Raw genomic sequence first — 20,107 nt, 5'->3', positions numbered from 1 at the left:
CCTAAGACTGCTGGAATGCCATGGCCTGGACTTCAGGCGCGGCCCGTCCTAGACGCCGAGCTTTACGCCGCAACGATTGAGTCCGCCCGTTGCCCAGACGATTGCGAAGGCGAACGCGAGCGACTTCATAAGGCCGAGGAGGCCTGAGGTGGCGACCTCTGGTAGGCTTAGCCCGGCAAGCTCGAGCAGCGGATAAGCTAAATAGGGCAGCAAGTAGCACGTGAGGGTCGCGGATCCAGCTGGAGCAATGATTGTGTACCAAGCCTTAAGGCGCTGCTGGTCGACGATCCAGTAGATCGCAGTGAAGCTCAGGATAGCGATGCCGGCGCAGATCTGGGTCCAGGATGGGGTGGCGTGGATTTTCGATATGCCTCCCAATGGGCGCAGCAGGAAGCCGACCAGGATGCATGCGCAGCCGATTGAAACGGCGCAGGCGTAGAAGCGAGCCAAGGAAGCCCTGCCTCGGTAGTGCAGGTAGATAAGGGATAGCAAGCAGCCGCACAGGGTGAGCGCGGGAAGCGAGCCGTCGCCTACGATCCAAACGTAGTCCTTGAGGGGAGCCAGCGCGTCGAGCCAGCCCGCTAACCATGCGATATTGAACAGGGACAAGGCCAGCCAACCGACGAGAACCGAGGCAATGTTTTGAGAGGCGAAAAGCGTGTATAGCGAGCAGATCAGGTAGGACCAGCCGATAAGGCCTAAAATTCCCCACCAATGAGGCTCGATCCAATTGTATCCATTCGCGGGGGCGCTGCGGAACGTGTAGAGGAGGACGACGATGAGGGCCCAGCCGAACGCCCGAAGGGCGCGCGCTTTCGTTTTCCAGCTATCGGATTTTGGATACGAATTCCAGATGAGAATAAAGGCGGCGACCATTGTGAGCTGCCATGCCATTTTGGGCAGGAGGGCAGCCTCGGTGTCGTAATTCTCCAGATTGACCATCAAGACGCCCATGAGGATCAGGGCGGCAGAACGGGCTGCTATGTGTTTGCAGACCTGCAGGAGGTTTTCGCCCCGCTGGGCACGGGCTTGCAGCGCGAAGGGAATGGACAATCCGACGATGAACAGGAACACCGGAAAAATGATGTCGGAGAACCCCATGCCATCGGTATCGGCTGAAACGTGGAGCAGCCAGCTTGGCACGTTCGACAGGCTCCAAAAGTCGTTGACCCACACCATGAGCAGCATGGTGAGCGCTCGGAACGCGTCGATGGATCGTATCCGGTTTTCCATACGGCTTTACTCTGCGACAGCCTTGGGGAATATCTCCCTCAAAACCTTGATGGGGCCTAGCGTCCGCTCGTCAGCGTCTCCTGGGGATTCGTAGAGGTCCATGAATCTCTCCGCGCTCGACCAGTAGGTATGAAGAATGCCGCGATGCCGGTCGGCCAAGCGAGGATTGGAGTGGCGGCGAAAGTCGATCGCTTGCCGCAGTTGGGCGCGGGCGACCTCCGGCTTGTTCCAAGGGCAGGCGAGCACGTCGAAGCCCTTCAGGGCGAAGTAGGCGGGAGTCTGTTCCGCTCGCTCGTAGTGCCAGTCGCAGATGACAACGTCTTTGGGAATCAAGTCGACGGCGCGATGGGTGTCGTTGTCGCTGGCTTCCCACATCCCTAGCCCAGTGGTTTCTGCGTCGAGTAGACGGTCGCCCCACATCCAGAGCTCTTTGCCCGTTTTCGCGAGGTGGTCGCGCAGCTTGCGAACCTCTCCGGCGAAGAGCTCTGCCTTGTCCTGGCCCGCGCAGCGCGGACACTGCTCGTGCCCGATGTAGAAAACCTCGTCGAGCCCCGCGTGAAAGGCATCGGCTTCAAAGGCTTCCGTAATCTCGTCGATCAAGGCGAAGACGATTTCATGCAAGTCTGGATGCTGCGGGCAGTAGCTTTTGCAGTAGAGTCCGTCTTCGTTGGGCCACTTGTAGGTACCGGGCTCTGGCAGTTTTATCTGGGGCGTTTCATCGAATTCTGGATATACCGTGAGCAAGCGTCCGAGGGTGCTGTGCCAAGATTGGTGCCCGAGCAGATTGATTTGCGGAACGAGACGAATGCCATTCTCGCGGGCCACGGCCACGATCTTTTTCACCTGTGGCAAGGTAAGCGGCGTTTCGCTGGCGAGCTCTGGGTGGCTTTGGTAGTCGAAGCGGTAGTCTACCCGGAGGACCAGCAGGTTTATTTTCCGGGGCGCGAGTTCATCCTCGATGAAGGCGACGAAACGTTCGGCTTGATTCGTATCGGGCGCCCGAATACTGAGTCCGCGCACGGGAAGCTCCGCAGCTTGGGAAAGGAGCGAAGCGGTGAAATGGACAAGGGCGAATAGCGCCAAAAGCAATCGGGGCGTCGTCATAGCGTAGTGGGGTAGGGTTCGCTATGGTAGCAGAAACAGAAATTGCCCGATTTGCCAAACTTGATCCTGATTTTGACCAAACCGATTATCGGTCAGAGGGGCTCGCTCTACCAGAGCTTGGGCACCAGCACGGGGGTGTTGCGCTTGTAGTTTTCGTAATCCTCTTGGCCGCCCCACTTCTTGTCGGAGCGTTCCTCCAGAAGCGGTATTCCACTCACCTTGCAGAGCAGGATGGCTACGAAGACAGGGGATAGGAGGGTGCCGTGTTCCCAGCCCTCAAGCGAGGGGAAGGCGATCAAGGCGATCCCGCTCCAGAGCACGATTTCTCCGAAGTAGTTCGGATGCCGAGATCGCGACCAGAGTCCCTCTTGGATGAATTGCCCTTCGTTTTTCGGGTCGCTCTTGAATTGCTTCTTTTGCCAGTCGGCGATCGCCTCCACGGAAAATCCGGCTAGCCAAACCAGTCCTCCGGCGATCGCGAATCCGTCGAGCTCAGGGGCCCGAGGCGATGCGATGGAGGCCAGCCCAGCGGCCGCCGTGAAAGTGATCCAGAGCCCTTGCAAGGTCCAAGCTGCCCCGAAGCGAATGAAGGAAGGTTTCATCGCGTCGAAGCGACCGTCCTTCCCGCTTTTGTGGATACGGGAAAAAAGGAACCAGCCAAGGCGCCCCGCCCAAATGAGAATCAAAGCCAGCAGCAAGGTGGAGCGTGGCCCTTGGCTCGCAGCCGTGAGGTAGGCTAAAAGGGTTACGCTGATGTAGCTCAAGCTGCCGACAAGGTCGAAGTAGCGCTCCGTCTGCCAAATAAAAGCCGGCACGAAGGCGAGCCACTGCAAGGCGAAAGCGATGCCAACCGCGATGGCGAAGGGATGGAACTCGCCGCTTGACGTCTGCAAGTTCCCGTTGGAGCCGGCCAAAGCGAATGCGAGTCCGACCAGCAAGATCAGCGGTATTCCAAGTAGGGACGATTTTTCCTCTTTGTTCATGGGAGTAGGTGCAGTCTTCAGTGGGGACGAGCCAGATTCGTGTTTGAAGGCGGCCACAGGGGCTCGCCCGATGCGTCGACTGGTCCTTCAGGCAATTGGCGCCGCGACTGCTATGCAAGGTTCACTGTCCTTTTCTGCCCACTCCAATCCATCCGAGAAACAAAAGGACACCATGCGACTCGAAGTGGAATAACTTCAACCCACCGGATTTTGCCTTGATCGCCAAGGCGGACCAGATGTTGCTCGAGGCGAGACGCTCCCGCGAACGAGACGCTCGGCAGAGAGTCTCATTTTGAAGGTGGGTCGGTTTCTTCGAAAACGACTCGTGGAAATGGACTGGCTATATGCGTCTTCGGAGAAGCCGCACCACCTCTTAGGCGGAAACGGTTTTCAACTTTGAGCGAACGTCCTTGAGCATTTGCTCCGGAGACAGTCCATGGCGTGCCCGCAAATCGGATACGCTGTCGCCATGACCTACGAACTCGTCAGGCCAGGCGATGCGCGCTAGCGGGGTGGAAACGCCTTCGTCCGATAGGGTTTCCGCCACGGCGCTGCCGAAGCCTCCGGACTTGATGCCGTCTTCCATGGTTACGAGCAGCTTGCATTGCTTCGCCTGCGAGAGGAGCAGCTCGGTGTCGAGTGGCTTGACGAAACGAGCATTGACGATGGCGACGCTGAGGCCGTCTTCGGCTTCCAAGGTCTCCTTGATTCTGCGGGCGTCTTTGATCATGGGGCCGAGGGCCCAGATTACCACATCGCGTCCGTCGGCAAGGATTTCTGCTTTGCCGATGGGGAGCGTGCGAGCTTCGTCCTTGATGGCGACCCCTTCTCCGGCCCCTCGAGGGTAGCGGATGAAAGCTGGCAAGTCTTGGGAGAGGGCGGTCTGCATCATGTCGACTAGCTCGTCCTCGTCCTTCGGCTGCATGGCGATCAGGTTGGGTACCATGCGGAGGTAGGCGATGTCGAAGAGGCCGTGGTGGGTTGCTCCGTCGTTGGGCGAAAGTCCCGCTCGGTCCATGCAGAAGACGACCGGAAGTTTTTGCAGGCAGACGTCGTGGATGATCTGGTCGAAGGCGCGTTGCAGGAAGGTGCTGTAGATGCCGCAGACCGGGCGCAGTCCACGCGTTGCCATGCCGGCGGCGAAGAGCACGGCGTGCTCTTCCGCGATGCCGACGTCGTAGAATTGGTCCGGAACTTCGTTGCTGAGGTGAATCAGTCCAGTGCCGGAGGGCATGGCTCCGGTAATTCCGACGATCTTCTTGTCCGCCTGGGCGAACTTGACCATGGCTTTGCCGAAAACGTCCTGGTAGTTGGGCGGTGTCGGCTTGCCGCCGCCGTTGGACTTGCCGGAATCGATCGCGAAAGGGCTCGTGCCGTGGAAGCGCTCGGGGAAGTCGATGGCCGGCTTGTAACCTTTGCCCTTTTTGGTGACGACGTGCACGATGACCGGCTCGTCGGAATCGCGGGCGAATTCCAGGTAGCGTTTGAGCAGGGGCAGATCGTGGCCGTCGATGGGGCCAAGGTAGCGCACGCCGTACTTCTCGAAGAGGGAGGAGGGCACCATCATGCTCTTCCAGCCCTTCTCGGCGGTCTTGCCGAGCTTTATCAACTGGTCGCCGCCGGGCACGTTTTTCAGGAAGGAGCCGAAGTCGTGGTGTAGGCGGTTATAGATGGGGTTGGTGATGAGCTCGTTGAGGTAGCGCGAAATGGCTCCTACGTTCTTGGCGATGGACCACTCGTTGTCGTTGAGAACGATGATGAGGCGCTTGGTCGACTCCGCTACGTTGTTCAAGGCTTCCATGGTGATGCCGCAAGTGAAGGCGGCGTCGCCGCAAACGGCGACTACGTGGTCCTTGGAGTTCAGGGCGTCGCGGGCAGTTGCCATGCCGAGGGCTGCGGACAGGGCCGTGCCGGCATGTCCGGCTCCGAAAGCGTCGTGTTCGCTCTCGTCGCGGGAAAGGAACCCGCTCAAGCCCGAAGAGCTGCGGATCCCCTCGAATTCCGGGCCGTTGCGGCCAGTGAGCAGCTTGTGCACGTAGCCTTGGTGCGAGGTGTCGAAAACGAACTGGTCCTGCGGCGTGTTGAAGACGAGGTGAAGGGCGATGCTCAGCTCCACGACGCCCAGGTTCGGTCCGAGGTGGCCGCCGTTGACGGAGGTTACCTGGATCAGCCGGTCGCGGATTTCTTGGGCTAGCTGCTCAAGCTGCGCAGCGTTCAATTCTCGCAGTTCCGCGGCGCCCTGGATCTTGCTGAGGAGCGGGTAGGCATCGCCGGGAGCGGTGTTCTGTGTGTCGTCGTTCAAAATGGAAGAGGGAAAGGGGGCGAAACTGAAGGGAATACGCTTCGCTTGTCCAACACTTTGATCGGCCGTCTGGCTATTGCTCGGCTTCGAGTTCCTCGAAATGAGCTCCGGACTCGGCTTTGGCCTTGAGAATTTCGATCTTCTTCTCGGCCTCCTTGAGCTTTAGGTCGCACTGGGCCAGCAGCTTGTTTCCTTTTTCGTAGTGGGTGATCAAGGTTTCAAGTGGTAGTTTGGAGTCCTCCATCTCGCTAACGATGGTCTCCAGTTTTTCGAGACCCTCCTCGAAGGTCTTGATCATGTCCTGTTTCTTGGCGCTCACGCAGGGGACTATGGAAGGAAGCTCTTGTGATTCAAGGAAATGAAAGCAGCAATTCCGCGAATTGGCAGCTGTCGGCATTAGGCGAAATCAGCGCTCGACAGGCTGGCGGCTGTTGGGAAGGTTGGTGGATATGACCCTGCTCGAAACGGTTTTTGTGATCGCACTGGCGGCCAAGCTGCTGGCCGAACTCGTCCTTGACGCCCTCAATCGGGCTCAAGTCGCCAAAAACGCGAAATCCATGCCCCCCGCCTTGGAGGGAATCATGAGCGAGGAAAAGTTCCAGAAGGCTAACGAGTACACTCTGGTGAAAAGCAAGTTCGGCACTATCGGCCTGCTGCTTGACGCTGCGATCCTGGCGGTGGTGATCCTCAGCGGAGTCTTGCCGCAGGCTTTTGAGGCTTGGAGCTCGACCTTTGGAGATGCCTCCTGGAGCTCGGCCTTGTTTCTCGTGGTGGTGATGATGGCCCTGAGCTTGCCTGGATTGCCCTTGGAGTACTGGGAACAGTTCAAGATCGAGGAGCGCTTCGGCTTCAATCGCAGCACCAAGGGGCTTTGGATCGGCGACAAGATCAAGGGGACCTTGGTGGGCTTGGTTATCGGATTTCCGCTGCTTTGGCTTTTAATCAGCCTGGTGGGCTGGCTGGGCGATTCCTGGTGGATTTGGGGTTTCGGCATCATGTTCGGTTTCCAGCTGGTCATGATGGTGCTCTATCCAATGTTGATCATTCCGCTCTTCAACAAGCTGACTCCGCTGGAAGATGGGCCGCTGCGTTCCCGGCTGATGGCCATGTCCGACAAGGCGGGGTTCAAGTGCAACGCCATCCAGGTGATTGACGGCAGCAAGCGTTCGGCCCACTCCAACGCCTACTTCACCGGCTTCGGAAAATTTCGCCGTATCGTACTTTATGATACGTTGATCGAGCAGCTCGGCGAAGAGGAAATTGAAGCGGTGCTGGCCCACGAGATCGGGCATTACAAGAAGGGCCACATTCCCAAGATGATCGCCAGTTCCGCGGCCATGATGTTCGCCGGATTTTGGATTATCGGCTATCTGGCCAACAACGAAGCATTTTTCCATGGATTTGGTTTCGAGCAGACCAGTATCGGGATAGCCTTCCTGCTGTTCGGACTCGTGGGCGGACTTTTCACTTTCTGGATGACCCCGCTTTTCAACATCCTGTCGCGGAAGCATGAATACGAAGCGGACGCCTTTGCACGGGACGTGGTTGGCGATTGGAAACCGTTGAGCAACGCGCTGCGGAGCCTGAGCGAAAAGAACCTGAGCAACCTCCAGCCGCATCCGGCCTACAGCGGCTTTCACTATTCGCACCCCACCTTGCTGGAACGCGAGGCAGCCATGGCAGGCGAGGGCGCTCGGTCCTAAAATGGGGCAGTGGCGATTTAGCTTCGTTTTCTGCCTGCTGGCCCTAGCGGTCGCCCTTTATTGCCAGGCGAAACCGGAAACGTATCGAATCGCCACCTACAATATTCGTAACTACCTCTCCATGGATCGTCTCGTGGACGGTCAATTTCGATTGGATTACCCCAAACCGGAGTCTGAAAAGACGGTTGTGCGGGAGGCGATCCTCGCTGCCTCGCCGGATCTATTGGCGCTGCAGGAGATTGGCTCCGCGGCGGAATTGGAGGAGTTGCGAGACGATTTGGAGCAGGCCGGACTGTATTACAAATCATCCCACATACTGGAAGCCGGCGACGAGGTCAGGCGAGTGGGAGCGCTCTGGAATGAACGCGTATCGGCAAACGTCGTTGAACATGACGACCTCGATTTCGAGCTGTTCGGAGAGTCGATGCGAGTGAAGCGAGGGATGCTTCAGCTGGACGTACAGCTGGGCGGTGCCGGATCGATCCAGCTCTTCGTACTGCATTTGAAAAGCAAATACACGACTGACCGGAGAGACCCGCAGTCGACTCTGCGACGGACCAAGGAAGCCCACGCGGCGCGCGAACGAATCCTGCACCTGTTTCCGGACCCGAGCGCGACGCCCCTCCTGATTGTTGGCGACTTGAACGACCACCGCAACTCCAGCCCCGTGCGTCGCTTTCTCGTTCGCGGCGATCTGCAGATCGCGGAGATTCTGGACGCCCGAGACAATAGCGGCTTGATTTGGACCCATTACTACAAGAAGGGAGGCGAGTATTCGCTTCTCGACTACATGCTCGCATCGCCGGGCCTGAGAAGCGCTTTTGAAACGCAAAGCGGGATTGTGGACCTGGAAGACTACTACGAGGGCAGCGACCACCGCCTCGTCTGGACTGATTTGAAGTCCAAGTAAACCAGGAGGGACGACTTCCACGTTGTCCGTGGAGGACTGATCAAAATCGCAGTCGCCCCCGCCTGAATCGTGTCACCGCTCTGCGAGATACTTGGCGATCACTTTGCGCAAGGAGTCGAAGGCCCATTGCTCCTGCGGCACCTTTTCGGGAATCACTAGGTGCAAGCCCGTCACTTCGCCTGCTTGGGCTTCGATACCGTCGAAAGTGTCAACTTGAGCTAGAAAGTAGGTGTCGGTCACCGCATAGCTCACGCCGCGGTAAGTGTAGGTATTTGGAAAGGAGGCGAAGAAGCGCACCGAGTGAATGTCTAGGTTCGTTTCCTCCTTGGTCTCCCGTACGGCAACTTCCTCCAGGCGTTCCCCGAGGTCCGTGAAGCCGCCGGGAATGCCGTATTTTCCCTTGCTCGGCTCATTCGCCCGCTCCACTACGAGCAGCTTTCCATCTCGGTCGAAGATGAGTGCTCCGGCGGAGCAGGTCGGATTGTAGTAGAGCATGAAGGAGCAATCCGGACATTCCACCCGTTTTCCCTCGATCAGGGAGATTGCCTGGGAGCCACAGGAAGGGCAAAACTGGAAATGGTCTAGGACGGGTTTGTTGCTCACGGGCCCGAGGGGAAGCAAGGGCGGCGACGACCGCAAGCCTTCAGTCTGCTCTTTGCGGTCGCGGAAGAAATTTCGCGCATTTTCATTGATTTCGGAAACGACCCCCGTAACGTGCGTCTCTTCATCTGACAGCCTCGTGGTGTAATGGTAGCACTAAGGTTTCTGGTTCCTTCTGTCGGGGTTCGAGTCCCTGCGAGGCTGCCACTTTTCTAAGTTATTGAGGAAAGGTGATTTAAGAATGAAAGAAAGACGCCTCTGGGCGTCTTTTTTGTGCCTTAATAGGTTTCGCAGCGCTCAAAAATACGGTCAAATTGGGTCGTTTTATGTCGTAATCTACACATTCTTACACACTGCTATGGGTAATGTCGAGGCGTACTCCACCCAAGCGAATGAAGAAACCGTCTGTCTATCCGGACAAGCAGTCAGGTAGGTTCATATGCGATTTCCACGTTTTGGTCGATGGCGTGATCAAGCAACGCCGCTTGAAATTTAAGACGAGAGCCAAAGCGGAGGAAGAACAAAAAAAGCAGGAGGCCAAACGCAAGAGGGCTGCAAGGAAGGGCAAGGGGACTTTGACGGCCGCGCAGCATGAAATCGCCGTCTGGCTTTTCCACGAAATCGATAACCTAGACTGGGAAGGGGTCACGGTTAGGGAGATCATGAAGCATTTCCGCTCTACCTACAATCCTGCAGGTTCTCTTTTGTTTTCAGCGGCGATTGAAGATTTCAAAAAGTACAAAGAAGGATCTGGGCTCAAGAAAAGCTCAATGGCTGCGATCACCCCGCGGCTCGAAAAGCTGAAAGAGTCCTTAGGGAACCGAAGAGTTCGAAATTTGGGATCCGGCGACTTGCTGCGCTACGTGAGGGATCAGCCTGAGGGGATGCGGTACAAAATCTATGTGCTGCTCCGAGAACTACTTGATTATGAAAGCAACCCTGGGCGAAAGAGTCCGATCTTGCGCCGCAAAATCTTAGACGAATTCGAGTTTGAGTCGAAGAAGGGGATGATCTTCAAGCAGGCAAGGACAGCAGCGCCAACAATTCTGCATGTCGACGAGGTTGGAATGGCGTTGAGGCGGCTTGTGGATTTCAGGGTCAGAGAAGGAACCGCTGGAGAATGGTTAGGGATATTCATATTGGGTACATACTGCGGGCTTCGACCTCATGAAATTCAAGCCCTCGGGCGCATGCAGCGAGGGCAACCGGGACCGAAGGAAAGCAAGGAGCTACCTCAAGAATACAAGAGCCTAGGAGACGAGGCTGTATGGGTTAAGCACATACAGCTCAGCAAAGGGATCATCGTTTGCGACGGTCAAGTTGGAACAAAAACAGCCGAGAGGCGCAATGTAACGATCCGTCCTAATGTGCTGGAATGGTTAAAGTATATAAAAGAGAAAAACCTTCCGCTTTGCGTTTCGGACCGGCGATATGCTAGGGACGCCAAATATTACAGGATCGCCGTAATGGACGAAGAGAGGCAGAAAGATAAGAAGTGGAATGATGTTTTTCGTCATACCTTTGCGACTTTTCTCTGGAACTTAGAGGGGATCACGGAGTCTGAGTACACCTCCCAGCTTGGCCATTCGATGAAAGTCGCAAAGGATAACTATTTAGGCGATATACACGATACTGAGGATTCAGTTGGGTTCTTTTCACTCACCCCGAGTGCCGTGCTTGGGATCTCAAATTAGCTTCTAGTAGCAATCTTCCAGATACTCTTCAATTTCCTTTTTCGAGAAGTACCACTTGTAGTATTTATTGCGTTTAACCCTTCGAGCCGGAAGGTCGCCTTTCTTCGCACGTCGTGTAACAGTGCTTCGGCTTATTCCCAGCACTTTGATGGCTTGCTTGAGGTCGATCAGGTCTCCATCGGAATTTGAATTCAGTGCTATCGTACTCATTATCCTAATCGCCTCATCCATCTTTTCATGGAGCTCTAGAATCTGCCTCTGTAAATCGTCTAAGCCTAGTGGTGGAAGCGGTCGAGAGTCCTCAGGAGAGGGATGCTCTTCATTCGCATCGAAACGATCCTCATTGGCGTTAGACGACATTTGGTCGTGTTCAGGGTTTTTGTTATATTCATGCTTGTTAGCCATGAATATCCTGCTGGAGCTTTTAGGGTTTTGCGGTAGCGGTTTAGGCTGTTTATTTTAATAATTAGGAGGTTTTATATGCAGTATAAAGACTCCCTGAGTGGCACCGATCGCATCGAAATCCCCACAAAAACAGAGAAACCCCGACGACGAGTCGTCAGGGTTTTTAGAACGGACGAATAGTTACCGTCGCTATGCATCTTGGCCTGGTCCAAAGAGTATAGAGAGGGTTTTGTGTATCTCTCTCAATTGCTCTGTATCGTGATTTCGGATCTGGTCCAGCTTGCCATCGATGAGTGCTTGAGCAAATCCAGCGAGGCTCTCGAGCTTCTCGTAGGCGATCTGCTTTTTGACCTTTCGAATCTGACTATTCAGTTCCTTCAGCTTTTTATCTGGGTCTTTTTTCATGTTATTTCTTTGTGTTGTATTGTCGTGCTACGTTTTCGTAGTACCAAAAGATTTGGTTGATGCAGTGGTAAGTAGTCGATTCGGGTTGCCTCATAATTTCGTGGAGGAACTTGATCCGCTTCCGCATTAGTCGCCGTGATGCAATGTAGGCAGACTGGTCGGTTTTGGCCTTAAGCTGCGATCGCTGCTCTTCTAAATCCTTCTCTCGCTCCTTAAGGGTTTTTAGGTCATTGGTCATAACAGGTTATATGACGTGAATTACTAAATCTCCAAATCTAGAGGGTTTATAGTTCGAAGCTGGGCCCATTGCTGGATTGATCCTGTCCATGCTCCTTCTGGGGTATAGAGTCCGAAATGGTATCTTTCGCAGGAGTGAGAACGTTTAGTTCGGCTAGTAATCGAGCTTCCACTCTCAGCTCCTCAAGAAGCCTGATTGCTCCGGATAGCCCTCGATTCAATCCCTCTGTACATGGATTCAAGAACCCTGACTCCAATTCGCAAAGCATAGAATCAAGGGTTTTCAGCTTCATGGAAAACCGTTTCTTAAGTTGCTTGTCATTCGATTCCTCGGCCGGTTCGATGTCGGTGTCCGGTTGAGTTCTTGGACAATCTTGGAGGGTTTGCTCTCCATCGCATTTTTGCGAAATTTCCGAAATTGACTCCCTGGCAACTCTAATGGCCCGGACTGCGCCCTTCGGGCCCGAAGAGAAGCCTTTAAATAGAGTCAAAATGCTAAGCGAATGTGATAGTCCTATTTGAACTTTGTTCAGCTCATTCAGGATTCTCTGGTCTTCTCTAGAATTCACGCCAAGAGACTGTCCAATAAGTCCTAAATTGCGAGTCTTCTGACCATGAGCCTTATCATTGCCAAGTGTATCATAGCTTCCGAAGAGCAGATTTTGGTCTCGCGATCCACAACCAGTCTGCCCTGCTGCGAGAGCCAAGCGAAGGTCCGCTCGACTACCCAGCGACGTGGCAGCAGCTTGAAGCCCTCAGCCTTGTCGCTGCGACGGATAATTTCCAGCTCGACTTTCCGGTGTCTGGAGATTTCGGATACCCATTGGACCAGCTTTCCGGCGTACCCGCCGTCGGCCCAAACCTTGCGTATCCACCCGAAGGCCGTCTCCAGTTTCGCTAGGACCAGTCGAGCTCCGTCCCGGTCCTGGATCGACGCCGAGTGGACCACGCAGACAAGCACGAGTCCAAGCGTGTCCACGAGTAGATGTCGCTTGATTCCCTTAACCTTCTTTCCTGCATCATATCCGCGAAGGCCGGGGTGGCCAGCAGCTCGCACGCTTTGCGCGTCGATGATCGCGGCAGTTGGAGCTTTTTTTTACCGCTGCGGTAGCGAACGAACCCGCGAAGCTCCTCGTGGAGCTTCAGCCAGATCCCCTCGTCCTTCCATTTCGAGAAGTAGTGGTAGCAAATCCGCCAAGGCGGCAGATCCTTGGGCATCATCCGCCATGCGATACCGCTTCGGACCACGTAGAAGATCCCGTCGAGCACGTGCCTCTTGTCGTAACGCGGGGGACGGCCGAGCTTGGAAGGCCCCGGTATCAGGGGTTCAACTACGCTCCATTCGTTGTCAGACAGGTCGCTTGGATATGAATCTTTTTCCATCGACTCCCTATAGTAGGAAGGATTTTGGAAAAAGCGCTAACAAAGTGCGTGAGAACCGAAAAAAATACCCGTTTTGCGACTTATTGGACAGTCTCTGACGTCATAAGCATCGGTAAGTCGGCACCATATCCATTCATGCGGAATGTCGTGCCTTTTTTCCTCGGAAGCCAGTGCGGGGAGTTTTCTTTGCTTTTTTATTTTGCAGGATTTGATAAGGGCGGCTTTTTCAGTGGCGATTTTTTTGAGGAGTTCACTGGCGGGTTCGTCGTTGGGGTCTTGGGGGACGAGTTTGCCCATGACGGAGAGCTGGAGGATGGTTTGTTTGAGTTGGTCGATGCTGCTTTCGGTGGTGAAGAGGGTGTCGAAGTTGGCTTGAATGCGGGTCCAAGCGGCGGTGAATGCCGTGGCGTCGCTGGACGCAGTTAAGGCGCTGAGGAGGGTTTGAACGAGCGTTTGATGCGCTTCGAGGTGATTGGCTTGTTGCCCTTCGAGTTGGTCGCAAAGCACCATGAGCTCATCGACTTTGGCGACGATGCGGTGTTGCTCCGCGAGGGGAGGGAGTGAAATCACTGCTTCAAGCACATCCTCTCTGGAAATACCCGGTATCGCTATTCCCACGATGTTTGCTCTGAAATGTGAGTTTAGGCTTTTTGCTAGTAGCATCAGAAAATCAGAACTGATTACTACAGGCTGAATCGCCATGAGTTGGCGGCTTATGAAAATCTCACGATCAGCGTAGTTGAGTTTTCCGACTCCGGATCCTTTGCAGGTTATGAGTATATCATCCGTACTTGCTACGGATCGCCTTTCCCTCGTGTACCTGGTTGGAGTGGGGTACTTCTCTCCAAACTCAGCAGGTCCGGTTAGGTAAGGTATTGAACTTTCAACTTCAGAATCAAAGTACTCATTTCCTTTGAGATGTTGACCGGAGATTAGGTTAACTAAATTTCCCAACCGTGAACGAGTCCAACCAATGGGTGTTTGTGTTTCTACATCGGTTTCGATCGGCGGAAGCTTCTTTTGCTTCTTGATTTTTCCATCCCTAACTAGCTTGGCTTTCTCATCAATTATTCGCTTCAAAAGCTCCGACGCTGGTTCATCGTTCGGATCCTGCGGAACTAGCAGTCCTCGAACGGCGAGCTCCAGAATCAGCTCGCGCAGTTTTTTGATGCCGTAGAGCTCTTGCTTGCCGTTGCTTTTGCCGCGGCCGGCTGAGGACTTGGGTTTGACGGTGGACGACCAAGTGTCGAGGTGGTCGGTGATGAGTTGCTCGGCGACGGGCATTATTTGTTTCCGGCTAGAGCGTCGGTGAGGATGGCCTTGAGTTGGTCGCGGAGGGATTGGATTTCGTCTTGCTGTTGTTTGTATTCAGAAAGCAATTCTTCGGGGTCGTGGGTGATTTGCTCGCCGACGTGGGGATTTGATATATCCAAATTGTAATTACGGGCGACAATTTCGTCGATATCGACTTTCCAGGCTTGTTCGGTTTCGACGCGGGTTTTGAAGCCATCGGCTTCGGTGCCCCACCAGTCGCGCTCGGTCTGGAACTCTTCGAAGCGCATGGGCTTGGTTTTATTGTAGCTGGTGACGCCTTCGGGGTAGGGGTGCTCGTAGTACCAGATTTCCTGGGTGGCGGGTTGCTGGCTCTCGGGCTTTTTGGTGAAGAAGAGGATGTTGGTCTTGATGCCGGTGTAGGGGGCGAAGACGTTGTTGGGCAGGCGGACGATGGTGTGGAGGTGGCACTTCTCCAGGAGGTCCTGCTTGAGGCGGGTTTTCATGCCTTCGCCGAAGAGGAAGCCGTCGGGGAGGACGACGGCAGCGCGGCCGTCGTTTTTGAGGAGCTTGATGACGAGGGCCATGAAGAGGTCGGCGGTCTCGCGGGTGCGGTAGGTGGCGGGGAATTGGTTTTCGACGCCGTCTTCTTCGGTGCCTCCGAAGGGGGGATTGGTGATGATGACGTGCTTGCGGTCTTTTTCGCCGTAGTCGACGTAGGCGCGGCGGCTGAGCATGTTGCCGTGCTCGATCTGAGTGGGGGTGTCGATGCCGTGCAGGATCATGTTGGTGGTGCAGAGCATGTGGGGCAGGGCTTTCTTTTCGACGCCGTAGATGCTGGCGACGAGGGTTTCCTCGTGCTTGGCGTTTTTGACGTAGCAGCTGCGTTTGTGGTCGATGGCGCAAGTGAGGAAGCCGCCGGTGCCGCAGGCGGGGTCGAGCACGGTCTCTTTGAGCTGCGGGTCGACTCGGTCGACGATGAACTGGGTGACGGCGCGTGGGGTGTAGAACTCGCCGGCGTTTCCGGCGGACTGGAGGTCTTTGAGGATTTGCTCGTAGATGGAGCCGAAGGTGTGGCGGTCGGCGGTGTTGTTGAAGTCGATCTCGCAAATCTTGTTGATGACTTGGCGGATGAGGGTGCCTGACTTCATGTAGTTGTAGGCATCTTCGAATACATTGCGGACGACTTGAGCGCGTTTGCCGGTGGGGCCCTCGAGGACGAGTTTGTCCTTGAGGGTGGGGAAGAGCTGATCGTTGATGAACTTGGCTAGCTCTTCGCCGGTGTCGCCTTCGGGGTTGGCAGCCCAGTTACGCCAGCGGAGGTGTTCGGGGAGCGGGGATTTATAGTCGTCTCCATCGTCCGCGAGAGTTTCGATTTCCAGTTCGCGATCGTCGTAGATCTTGAGGAAGAACATCCATACGAGCTGTGAGATGCGTTGGGCGTCGCCGTCGACGCCGACGTCTTTTCGCATGATGTCTTGGATGGATTTGATGATGCCGGAGATGTTGCTCATTCGGGAAAAGTGGAAATTTGGAGGTGTTTAAGCTGAAGTTTCTTGATCGAAGAGTTCGCGCTCGAGTTCTTGGAGGGCGGTCTCGTACTTGGCTTTGCCGCCGAACACGTCGTTTATGATTTCGACTGGGGTGCCTATCTTGTCGAAGGGTGTCAGCTTAAAAACCTTGGGACTTTCGATGGTGAGTACGCCTTCATCGGCGTACTTGTCCAGGAGGGCTTCGAGGACGGCTCGGACTTGCTCGCCGTACTTGGCGAAGTAGTTTCGTTTTTTGACCTTATTTGCCCGTTCTTTGCGGGTGAGAGGCGGCTGGTCGTAGGCTATGTGGCAGATGAGGTCGAAGTCGCCGTAGTCTTTGCCGACTTCTTCGGCAAGCTTGGGGAGCTCGATGCCATATTCTTCGAGCTCTTTGACGATGGCCGCCTTTTTCTTGGCGGTGTTCCAGGTGGTTATGAATTCGTCGAGGGACGCGTACTCTTCGCGGATGTGCTTGCGGCTGTAGTCACGGTAGGACTCGGTGATGAGCTTGCCGTCTTCTCCAAGGTAGGAAACCCGCTTGGAGAGGATCTTCACGTCGACTCCGCTGACGCGGATTTTCTTGGCTCCGTAGTCGCCCGGCTCCTCGTCGACGATTTCGCCGGGTTCGGGTTTGGGATCTGGGGGAACGGGATCGTCGTCGTTTCCTGGCTCGTAGATAACGACGGGAGCTCCGTCGAATTCGGGGTCTTCAAAGAGATTGGTGGCCCGTTTGAAATCCATGACCGTGAAGAAGAACTTGCCTTGTTCCTCTTCGATGCGCGTTCCACGACCGACGATCTGCTTAAAGGTCGTCATAGAGGTGATGTTCTTATCGAGGACGATAAGCTTGCAGGTCTTGGCGTCGACTCCGGTGGTGAGGAGTTCGGAGGTGGTGGCAATGACGGGGAACTTGGACTCCGGGTCTATGAAATTGTCGAGCTCGGCCTTGCCCTCGACGCTGTCGCCGGTGATGCGCATGACGTACTTGGGATTGTCGATGGCGAGCTTGCCAGCGGCGTTTGTAATGGCGACGCGCATACGTTCGGCGTGATCGATGTCGTCGCAGAAGATGATGGTTTTGGAGAAGGGGTCGGTGGCTCGGAGGAGCTTCATGACGCACGTGGCGACGAGCTTGGTGCGTTGGTTGAGGACTAGGATTCGGTCCATGTCCTTCTGGTTGTATTCGCGACGCTCGATCTCTTTGCCGAGGTCATCGGTCATGCCGGGGGGCGGGGTCCAACCGATGAGGTCTTTGTCGAGGTCGTACCGGACGACCTTGTACGGAGCGAGGAAGCCGTCTTCTATTCCTTGCTTGAGGGTGTAGGTGTAGATGGGGTCGCCGAAGTAAGTGATGTTGGAGGTGTACTTAGTCTCCTTAGGGGTGGCTGTAAGGCCGAGCTGGATGGCCGAGGAAAAGTAGTCGAGAATCTCGCGCCAGGCGGAGTCTTCGGAGGCGGAGCCGCGGTGACACTCGTCGATGACGATGAGATCGAAGAAGTCGCGGGATACGGATTTGAAGATCTTATCTTCTTCGTCGGGACCGGTGAGGGCTTGGTAGAGGCCGAGGTAGACTTCGTAGGCCGGGTCGATCTTGCGGTTTTTGATCTTCGTCATGACCGAGCCGAATGGCTTGAAGTCGTTTACCAGCGTTTGGTCGGCGAGGATATTTCGGTCGACGAGGAAGAGGATGCGTTTGGCTTGTTTCGACTTCCAGAGTCGCCAGATGATTTGGAAGGTGGTGTAGGTCTTTCCGGTGCCGGTGGCCATGACGAGCAAGAGTCGTCTCTGGCCTTTGGCAACGGCTTCGATGGTACGATTGATCGCTTCCGCTTGGTAGTAACGAGGAGATTTGCCGCTGCCGTCCTCGTAGTACGGTTCGAGAACGAGCGCTTCCTCGTCGTCTTCGATGTTGCGGTGTTTTTTATAGCGTTTCCAGAGCTCCTGTGGTGGAGGGAAGGAATCGAGCGGGAATTCGCACTCGATGTCTTCGCCGTCTTCAGGGACTTTGTTGTGCGAGGCAAAGGCGTCTCCATTTGAGCTAAACGCACTCGGAAGATCTAGGATCTCAGTGTAGCCGAGTGCCTGCTGCATGCCGTGGCTAACGCTGTGGTTGTTGTCCTTGGCTTCGACGATGGCGATAGGGACGCCTGTTTCCCATTGCAGGACGTAATCGGCGAATTTCTTTTTCTTCTTGTTCCGTGAAGAGAGGTTGCCCCTGACGATAACGGGACCGGGAGTGAGGGTAACTTCTCGGCGCACTTGTTTCGGCTGATCCCACCCCGCCTTGAGGATTGCGGGTGTGATGAAGAGGTCGCAGATGTCTATTTCGCTGAGTTCCTTTTTCTCTTTCGGATCCATGGGTGGAGGTCAGGGACTGTACAAGTGGCGGAGATAGAACGCTTTGGCGAGCTAAGGGTTTTTACGTAGGAGCGATTTCTTCGATGTGAAGAAAATCGAATCTAGCAAATGGGGTGTGGCAGAGGATTTCTGAGGCTGGGGGGTAATGTCGGCTTCCATTTCACGAGCGATAGCCCGACCGGCGGTCTCTTGATCAAAATTGGTGACCGGGAAGCTTTTTCGGTCGTGCCTGGCGACACCAATCGGCACAAGCTGGAGATTAGTTTTAACAGCGATTACAATGTTGCTCTTTTTCGTTTGGACTCAGCGAACGGCGGGCCTCATAGAGAACGCATTGGATACGGTTCGAATGGGCTACCTGATTTGGATGGTCCGATAACCCTGACGACCTTTGGCGACGAGGATTACGAACTTACCATCGATAGCTTTTACGGGACTCAATACACCGGTATTTACACTCCAACTTCGGTTTCACCCGCCTCAACTACAATCATAAATACGACCACTACTCCCGGTTCAGAAACGGTTACGGTAACTGAGAGTACGAAGACGAATTTCGGAAATCTGGCTGATGCAACCGACCTCGATTCCGTTGCATTGGATACTGTAGGAGGCGCTCTGGAAGAGGTAGCAAACTTCCGAGCAGACAATGGAGCGAAGCGGAGCCGCTTCGAATTCGCCTCCAAACAGCTTACGACGAATGAAACGAACCTGAAGGAAGCGAATAGCCGAATCGTGGATGTTGATGTAGCCGAGGAGTCAACGCAGTTAGCGAGAGCGAACATCCTCGTGCAAGCAGGCTCGGCGATGCTGGGGCAAGCGAACGCATCCGTTCAAATCGCGCTGAAGCTGGTCGCGTAGGGTTCTAGATTCTGGTCAGCCTGGTAATTTTCTCTGCCAAGAGTAAGCGTTCCAATCGGGAAGACTACTTCGCAAGAAGTGCAATTAGTATTTGAAATATGGAAACGGGGGCGGGTTGCGGCTTTTTCGCTGTCATTCAAGACTGACGACAAGCCTCAGGAAGAGGTCGCCTTCAATCTGTTGGTCGTTCCTTAATCCGATTCGAACGATGTCGCCATCTGCCTCAATCAATGCACTTTCGTGATTTAGGTGCCAGGATGCCACAGCGGGGTCCAATGTCGCTAGCGGAGCCCATGAGCTAGTCAGGTCTGTGCTGAATTCCACCTTGTAGGTGATGTCGAGGGGGCGTTGCTCCGGTAGTTGGAGCTCCAATACTGGGACTGAGTAAGTCTCAGAGAACTTTATGATTGGGCTATAATCGTTCAAGGTCTCAACTAGCGACATCCCAAGTGCGTAAGCTAAGCCGTTTGAGAGCCCGTCTCTGTTGAGGTCATCTTGAAAGCCGGAATCTCGTAGTGGGTAGCCTTCGCTCAAAATAAATCCTACATACCCAACGTTTGAACGATTGTTGAAGTAGTTGAGCTTGTAGGTGCCGGTGAGTTCAGGAGCGTTGGCGTTGCCATTTTCGACGGAGACGACGTATTTGCCGGCTTGCTCGGCTTCGAGGAACACCCTTGCATTGCTGCTATCCGAATCCCATCCAGCGGTGGTTCCGTCTGGATTGAAGACGATGACGTAGGGCGAGAAGTTTCCGCCGATTTCAGCGAAGCTTATGTTGATGGGATCTCCGACCTGCGCCTCGAAGGTCCACAGGTCTACGTCGCCGGTGTCGATGGCGCCGGAGGTTCTCGCCCCGTTCTGCAAGGGGCCTCCCTCGTCGCCTTCGGAAATGGTGAACTCCTCGAGCATGTTGGAGTAGTAGAGGTCGTAGGTTCCCGAGAGCTCCGGGAACACGTTGTCTCCGTTCTCGACGGCCACCACGTAGGTTCCTGCTTGCTCGGCGTAGAGGAAGACCTTGGCGTTGTCGCTGTCCGAGTCCCCCGTGACGAAAGTGCCGTCGGGGGCGAATACGTTCAGCAGCGGTGAAATGCTTCCGCCCGTTCTGGCGAAGCTTATGTCGATGGG

General features: G+C 55.0%; 17 protein-coding genes and 1 tRNA gene. 5 read left to right on the top strand and 13 right to left on the bottom strand.

Annotated elements, in window-relative coordinates; all coding sequences use genetic code 11:
* Positions 1-48: 48 nt before the first annotated feature.
* From IEN85_RS10330 to xseB, 5 genes are all read right to left on the bottom strand, one after another.
* Entirely contained in the window at positions 49-1,233 is a 1,185-nt protein-coding gene (locus IEN85_RS10330; protein ID WP_191617013.1) for a heparan-alpha-glucosaminide N-acetyltransferase domain-containing protein, read from the bottom strand.
* 6 nt (positions 1,234-1,239) lie between these two features.
* The gene (locus IEN85_RS10325) at positions 1,240-2,337 is read right to left on the bottom strand and encodes a family 20 glycosylhydrolase (RefSeq protein ID WP_191617012.1); all 1,098 of its coding nucleotides are present in this window, start codon (positions 2,335-2,337) and stop codon (positions 1,240-1,242) included.
* 107 nt (positions 2,338-2,444) lie between these two features.
* Positions 2,445-3,320, bottom strand: a complete 876-nt coding sequence (locus IEN85_RS10320; RefSeq protein WP_191617011.1) for a DUF1295 domain-containing protein — start codon at positions 3,318-3,320, stop codon at positions 2,445-2,447.
* Between the two features lie 373 nt (positions 3,321-3,693).
* Positions 3,694-5,622, bottom strand: a complete 1,929-nt coding sequence (gene dxs / locus IEN85_RS10315) for a 1-deoxy-D-xylulose-5-phosphate synthase (protein ID WP_191617010.1) — start codon at positions 5,620-5,622, stop codon at positions 3,694-3,696.
* A gap of 73 nt (positions 5,623-5,695) precedes the next feature.
* Positions 5,696-5,941, bottom strand: a complete 246-nt coding sequence (gene xseB / locus IEN85_RS10310; RefSeq protein WP_191617009.1) for an exodeoxyribonuclease VII small subunit — start codon at positions 5,939-5,941, stop codon at positions 5,696-5,698.
* A 130-nt stretch (positions 5,942-6,071) separates the two neighbouring features.
* Between xseB and IEN85_RS10305 the strand changes: the two genes are divergently transcribed.
* Complete coding sequence (locus IEN85_RS10305; protein ID WP_191617008.1) at positions 6,072-7,325, top strand: M48 family metallopeptidase; 1,254 nt, start codon at positions 6,072-6,074, stop codon at positions 7,323-7,325.
* A 1-nt stretch (position 7,326) separates the two neighbouring features.
* On the top strand, positions 7,327-8,235 hold the full coding sequence (locus IEN85_RS10300; protein WP_191617007.1) for an endonuclease/exonuclease/phosphatase family protein: 909 nt from the start codon (positions 7,327-7,329) through the stop codon (positions 8,233-8,235).
* Between the two features lie 72 nt (positions 8,236-8,307).
* Here IEN85_RS10300 and IEN85_RS10295 read toward each other — a convergent pair whose 3' ends face one another.
* Complete coding sequence (locus IEN85_RS10295; protein WP_191617006.1) at positions 8,308-8,838, bottom strand: NUDIX hydrolase; 531 nt, start codon at positions 8,836-8,838, stop codon at positions 8,308-8,310.
* A 130-nt stretch (positions 8,839-8,968) separates the two neighbouring features.
* Between IEN85_RS10295 and IEN85_RS10290 the strand changes: the two genes are divergently transcribed.
* A tRNA-Gln gene (locus IEN85_RS10290) sits at positions 8,969-9,042 on the top strand.
* Positions 9,043-9,227: 185 nt separating this feature from the next.
* Entirely contained in the window at positions 9,228-10,529 is a 1,302-nt protein-coding gene (locus IEN85_RS10285) for a site-specific integrase (RefSeq protein ID WP_191617005.1), read from the top strand.
* Positions 10,530-10,532: 3 nt separating this feature from the next.
* Here IEN85_RS10285 and IEN85_RS10280 read toward each other — a convergent pair whose 3' ends face one another.
* The 6 genes from IEN85_RS10280 to hsdR all read right to left on the bottom strand — a co-directional run bounded on the left by IEN85_RS10280 (position 10,533) and on the right by hsdR (position 18,121).
* A complete protein-coding gene (locus IEN85_RS10280) occupies positions 10,533-10,934 on the bottom strand; it encodes a helix-turn-helix domain-containing protein (protein ID WP_191617004.1) in 402 nt (133 codons plus the stop codon).
* A gap of 189 nt (positions 10,935-11,123) precedes the next feature.
* Complete coding sequence (locus tag IEN85_RS10275; RefSeq protein WP_191617003.1) at positions 11,124-11,339, bottom strand: hypothetical protein; 216 nt, start codon at positions 11,337-11,339, stop codon at positions 11,124-11,126.
* Positions 11,340-12,168: 829 nt separating this feature from the next.
* Positions 12,169-12,959 (bottom strand): IS5 family transposase gene (locus tag IEN85_RS10270; protein WP_224772561.1). Its coding sequence is split into 2 segments (ribosomal slippage): positions 12,169-12,668 and positions 12,668-12,959, totalling 792 coding nucleotides; the frame shifts between segments, so codons are not numbered across the junction.
* Between the two features lie 36 nt (positions 12,960-12,995).
* Complete coding sequence (locus IEN85_RS10265; protein ID WP_191617002.1) at positions 12,996-14,243, bottom strand: restriction endonuclease subunit S; 1,248 nt, start codon at positions 14,241-14,243, stop codon at positions 12,996-12,998.
* Positions 14,243-15,745 carry a type I restriction-modification system subunit M gene (locus IEN85_RS10260; RefSeq protein WP_191617001.1) on the bottom strand — a complete coding sequence of 501 codons (1,503 nt, stop codon included), beginning with the start codon at positions 15,743-15,745 and terminating at the stop codon, positions 14,243-14,245. The genes IEN85_RS10265 and IEN85_RS10260 overlap by 1 nt, the downstream gene beginning before the upstream one ends.
* A gap of 27 nt (positions 15,746-15,772) precedes the next feature.
* The gene (gene hsdR / locus IEN85_RS10255; protein ID WP_191617000.1) at positions 15,773-18,121 is read right to left on the bottom strand and encodes an EcoAI/FtnUII family type I restriction enzme subunit R; all 2,349 of its coding nucleotides are present in this window, start codon (positions 18,119-18,121) and stop codon (positions 15,773-15,775) included.
* A 297-nt stretch (positions 18,122-18,418) separates the two neighbouring features.
* Between hsdR and IEN85_RS10250 the strand changes: the two genes are divergently transcribed.
* Entirely contained in the window at positions 18,419-18,982 is a 564-nt protein-coding gene (locus IEN85_RS10250) for a flagellin (RefSeq protein WP_224772560.1), read from the top strand.
* A 132-nt stretch (positions 18,983-19,114) separates the two neighbouring features.
* On the opposite strand, the gene IEN85_RS10245 is transcribed toward IEN85_RS10250, so the two are convergent.
* Positions 19,115-20,107, bottom strand: a 993-nt coding sequence (locus tag IEN85_RS10245) for a pre-peptidase C-terminal domain-containing protein (protein WP_191616998.1), incomplete at its 5' end; no start/stop codon positions are given.

Origin of the sequence: Pelagicoccus enzymogenes (genome assembly GCF_014803405.1) — a bacterium.
In the GTDB taxonomy this organism is placed as follows: domain Bacteria; phylum Verrucomicrobiota; class Verrucomicrobiia; order Opitutales; family Opitutaceae; genus Pelagicoccus; species Pelagicoccus enzymogenes.
This window is presented reverse-complemented; position numbering and strand designations above follow the sequence as displayed.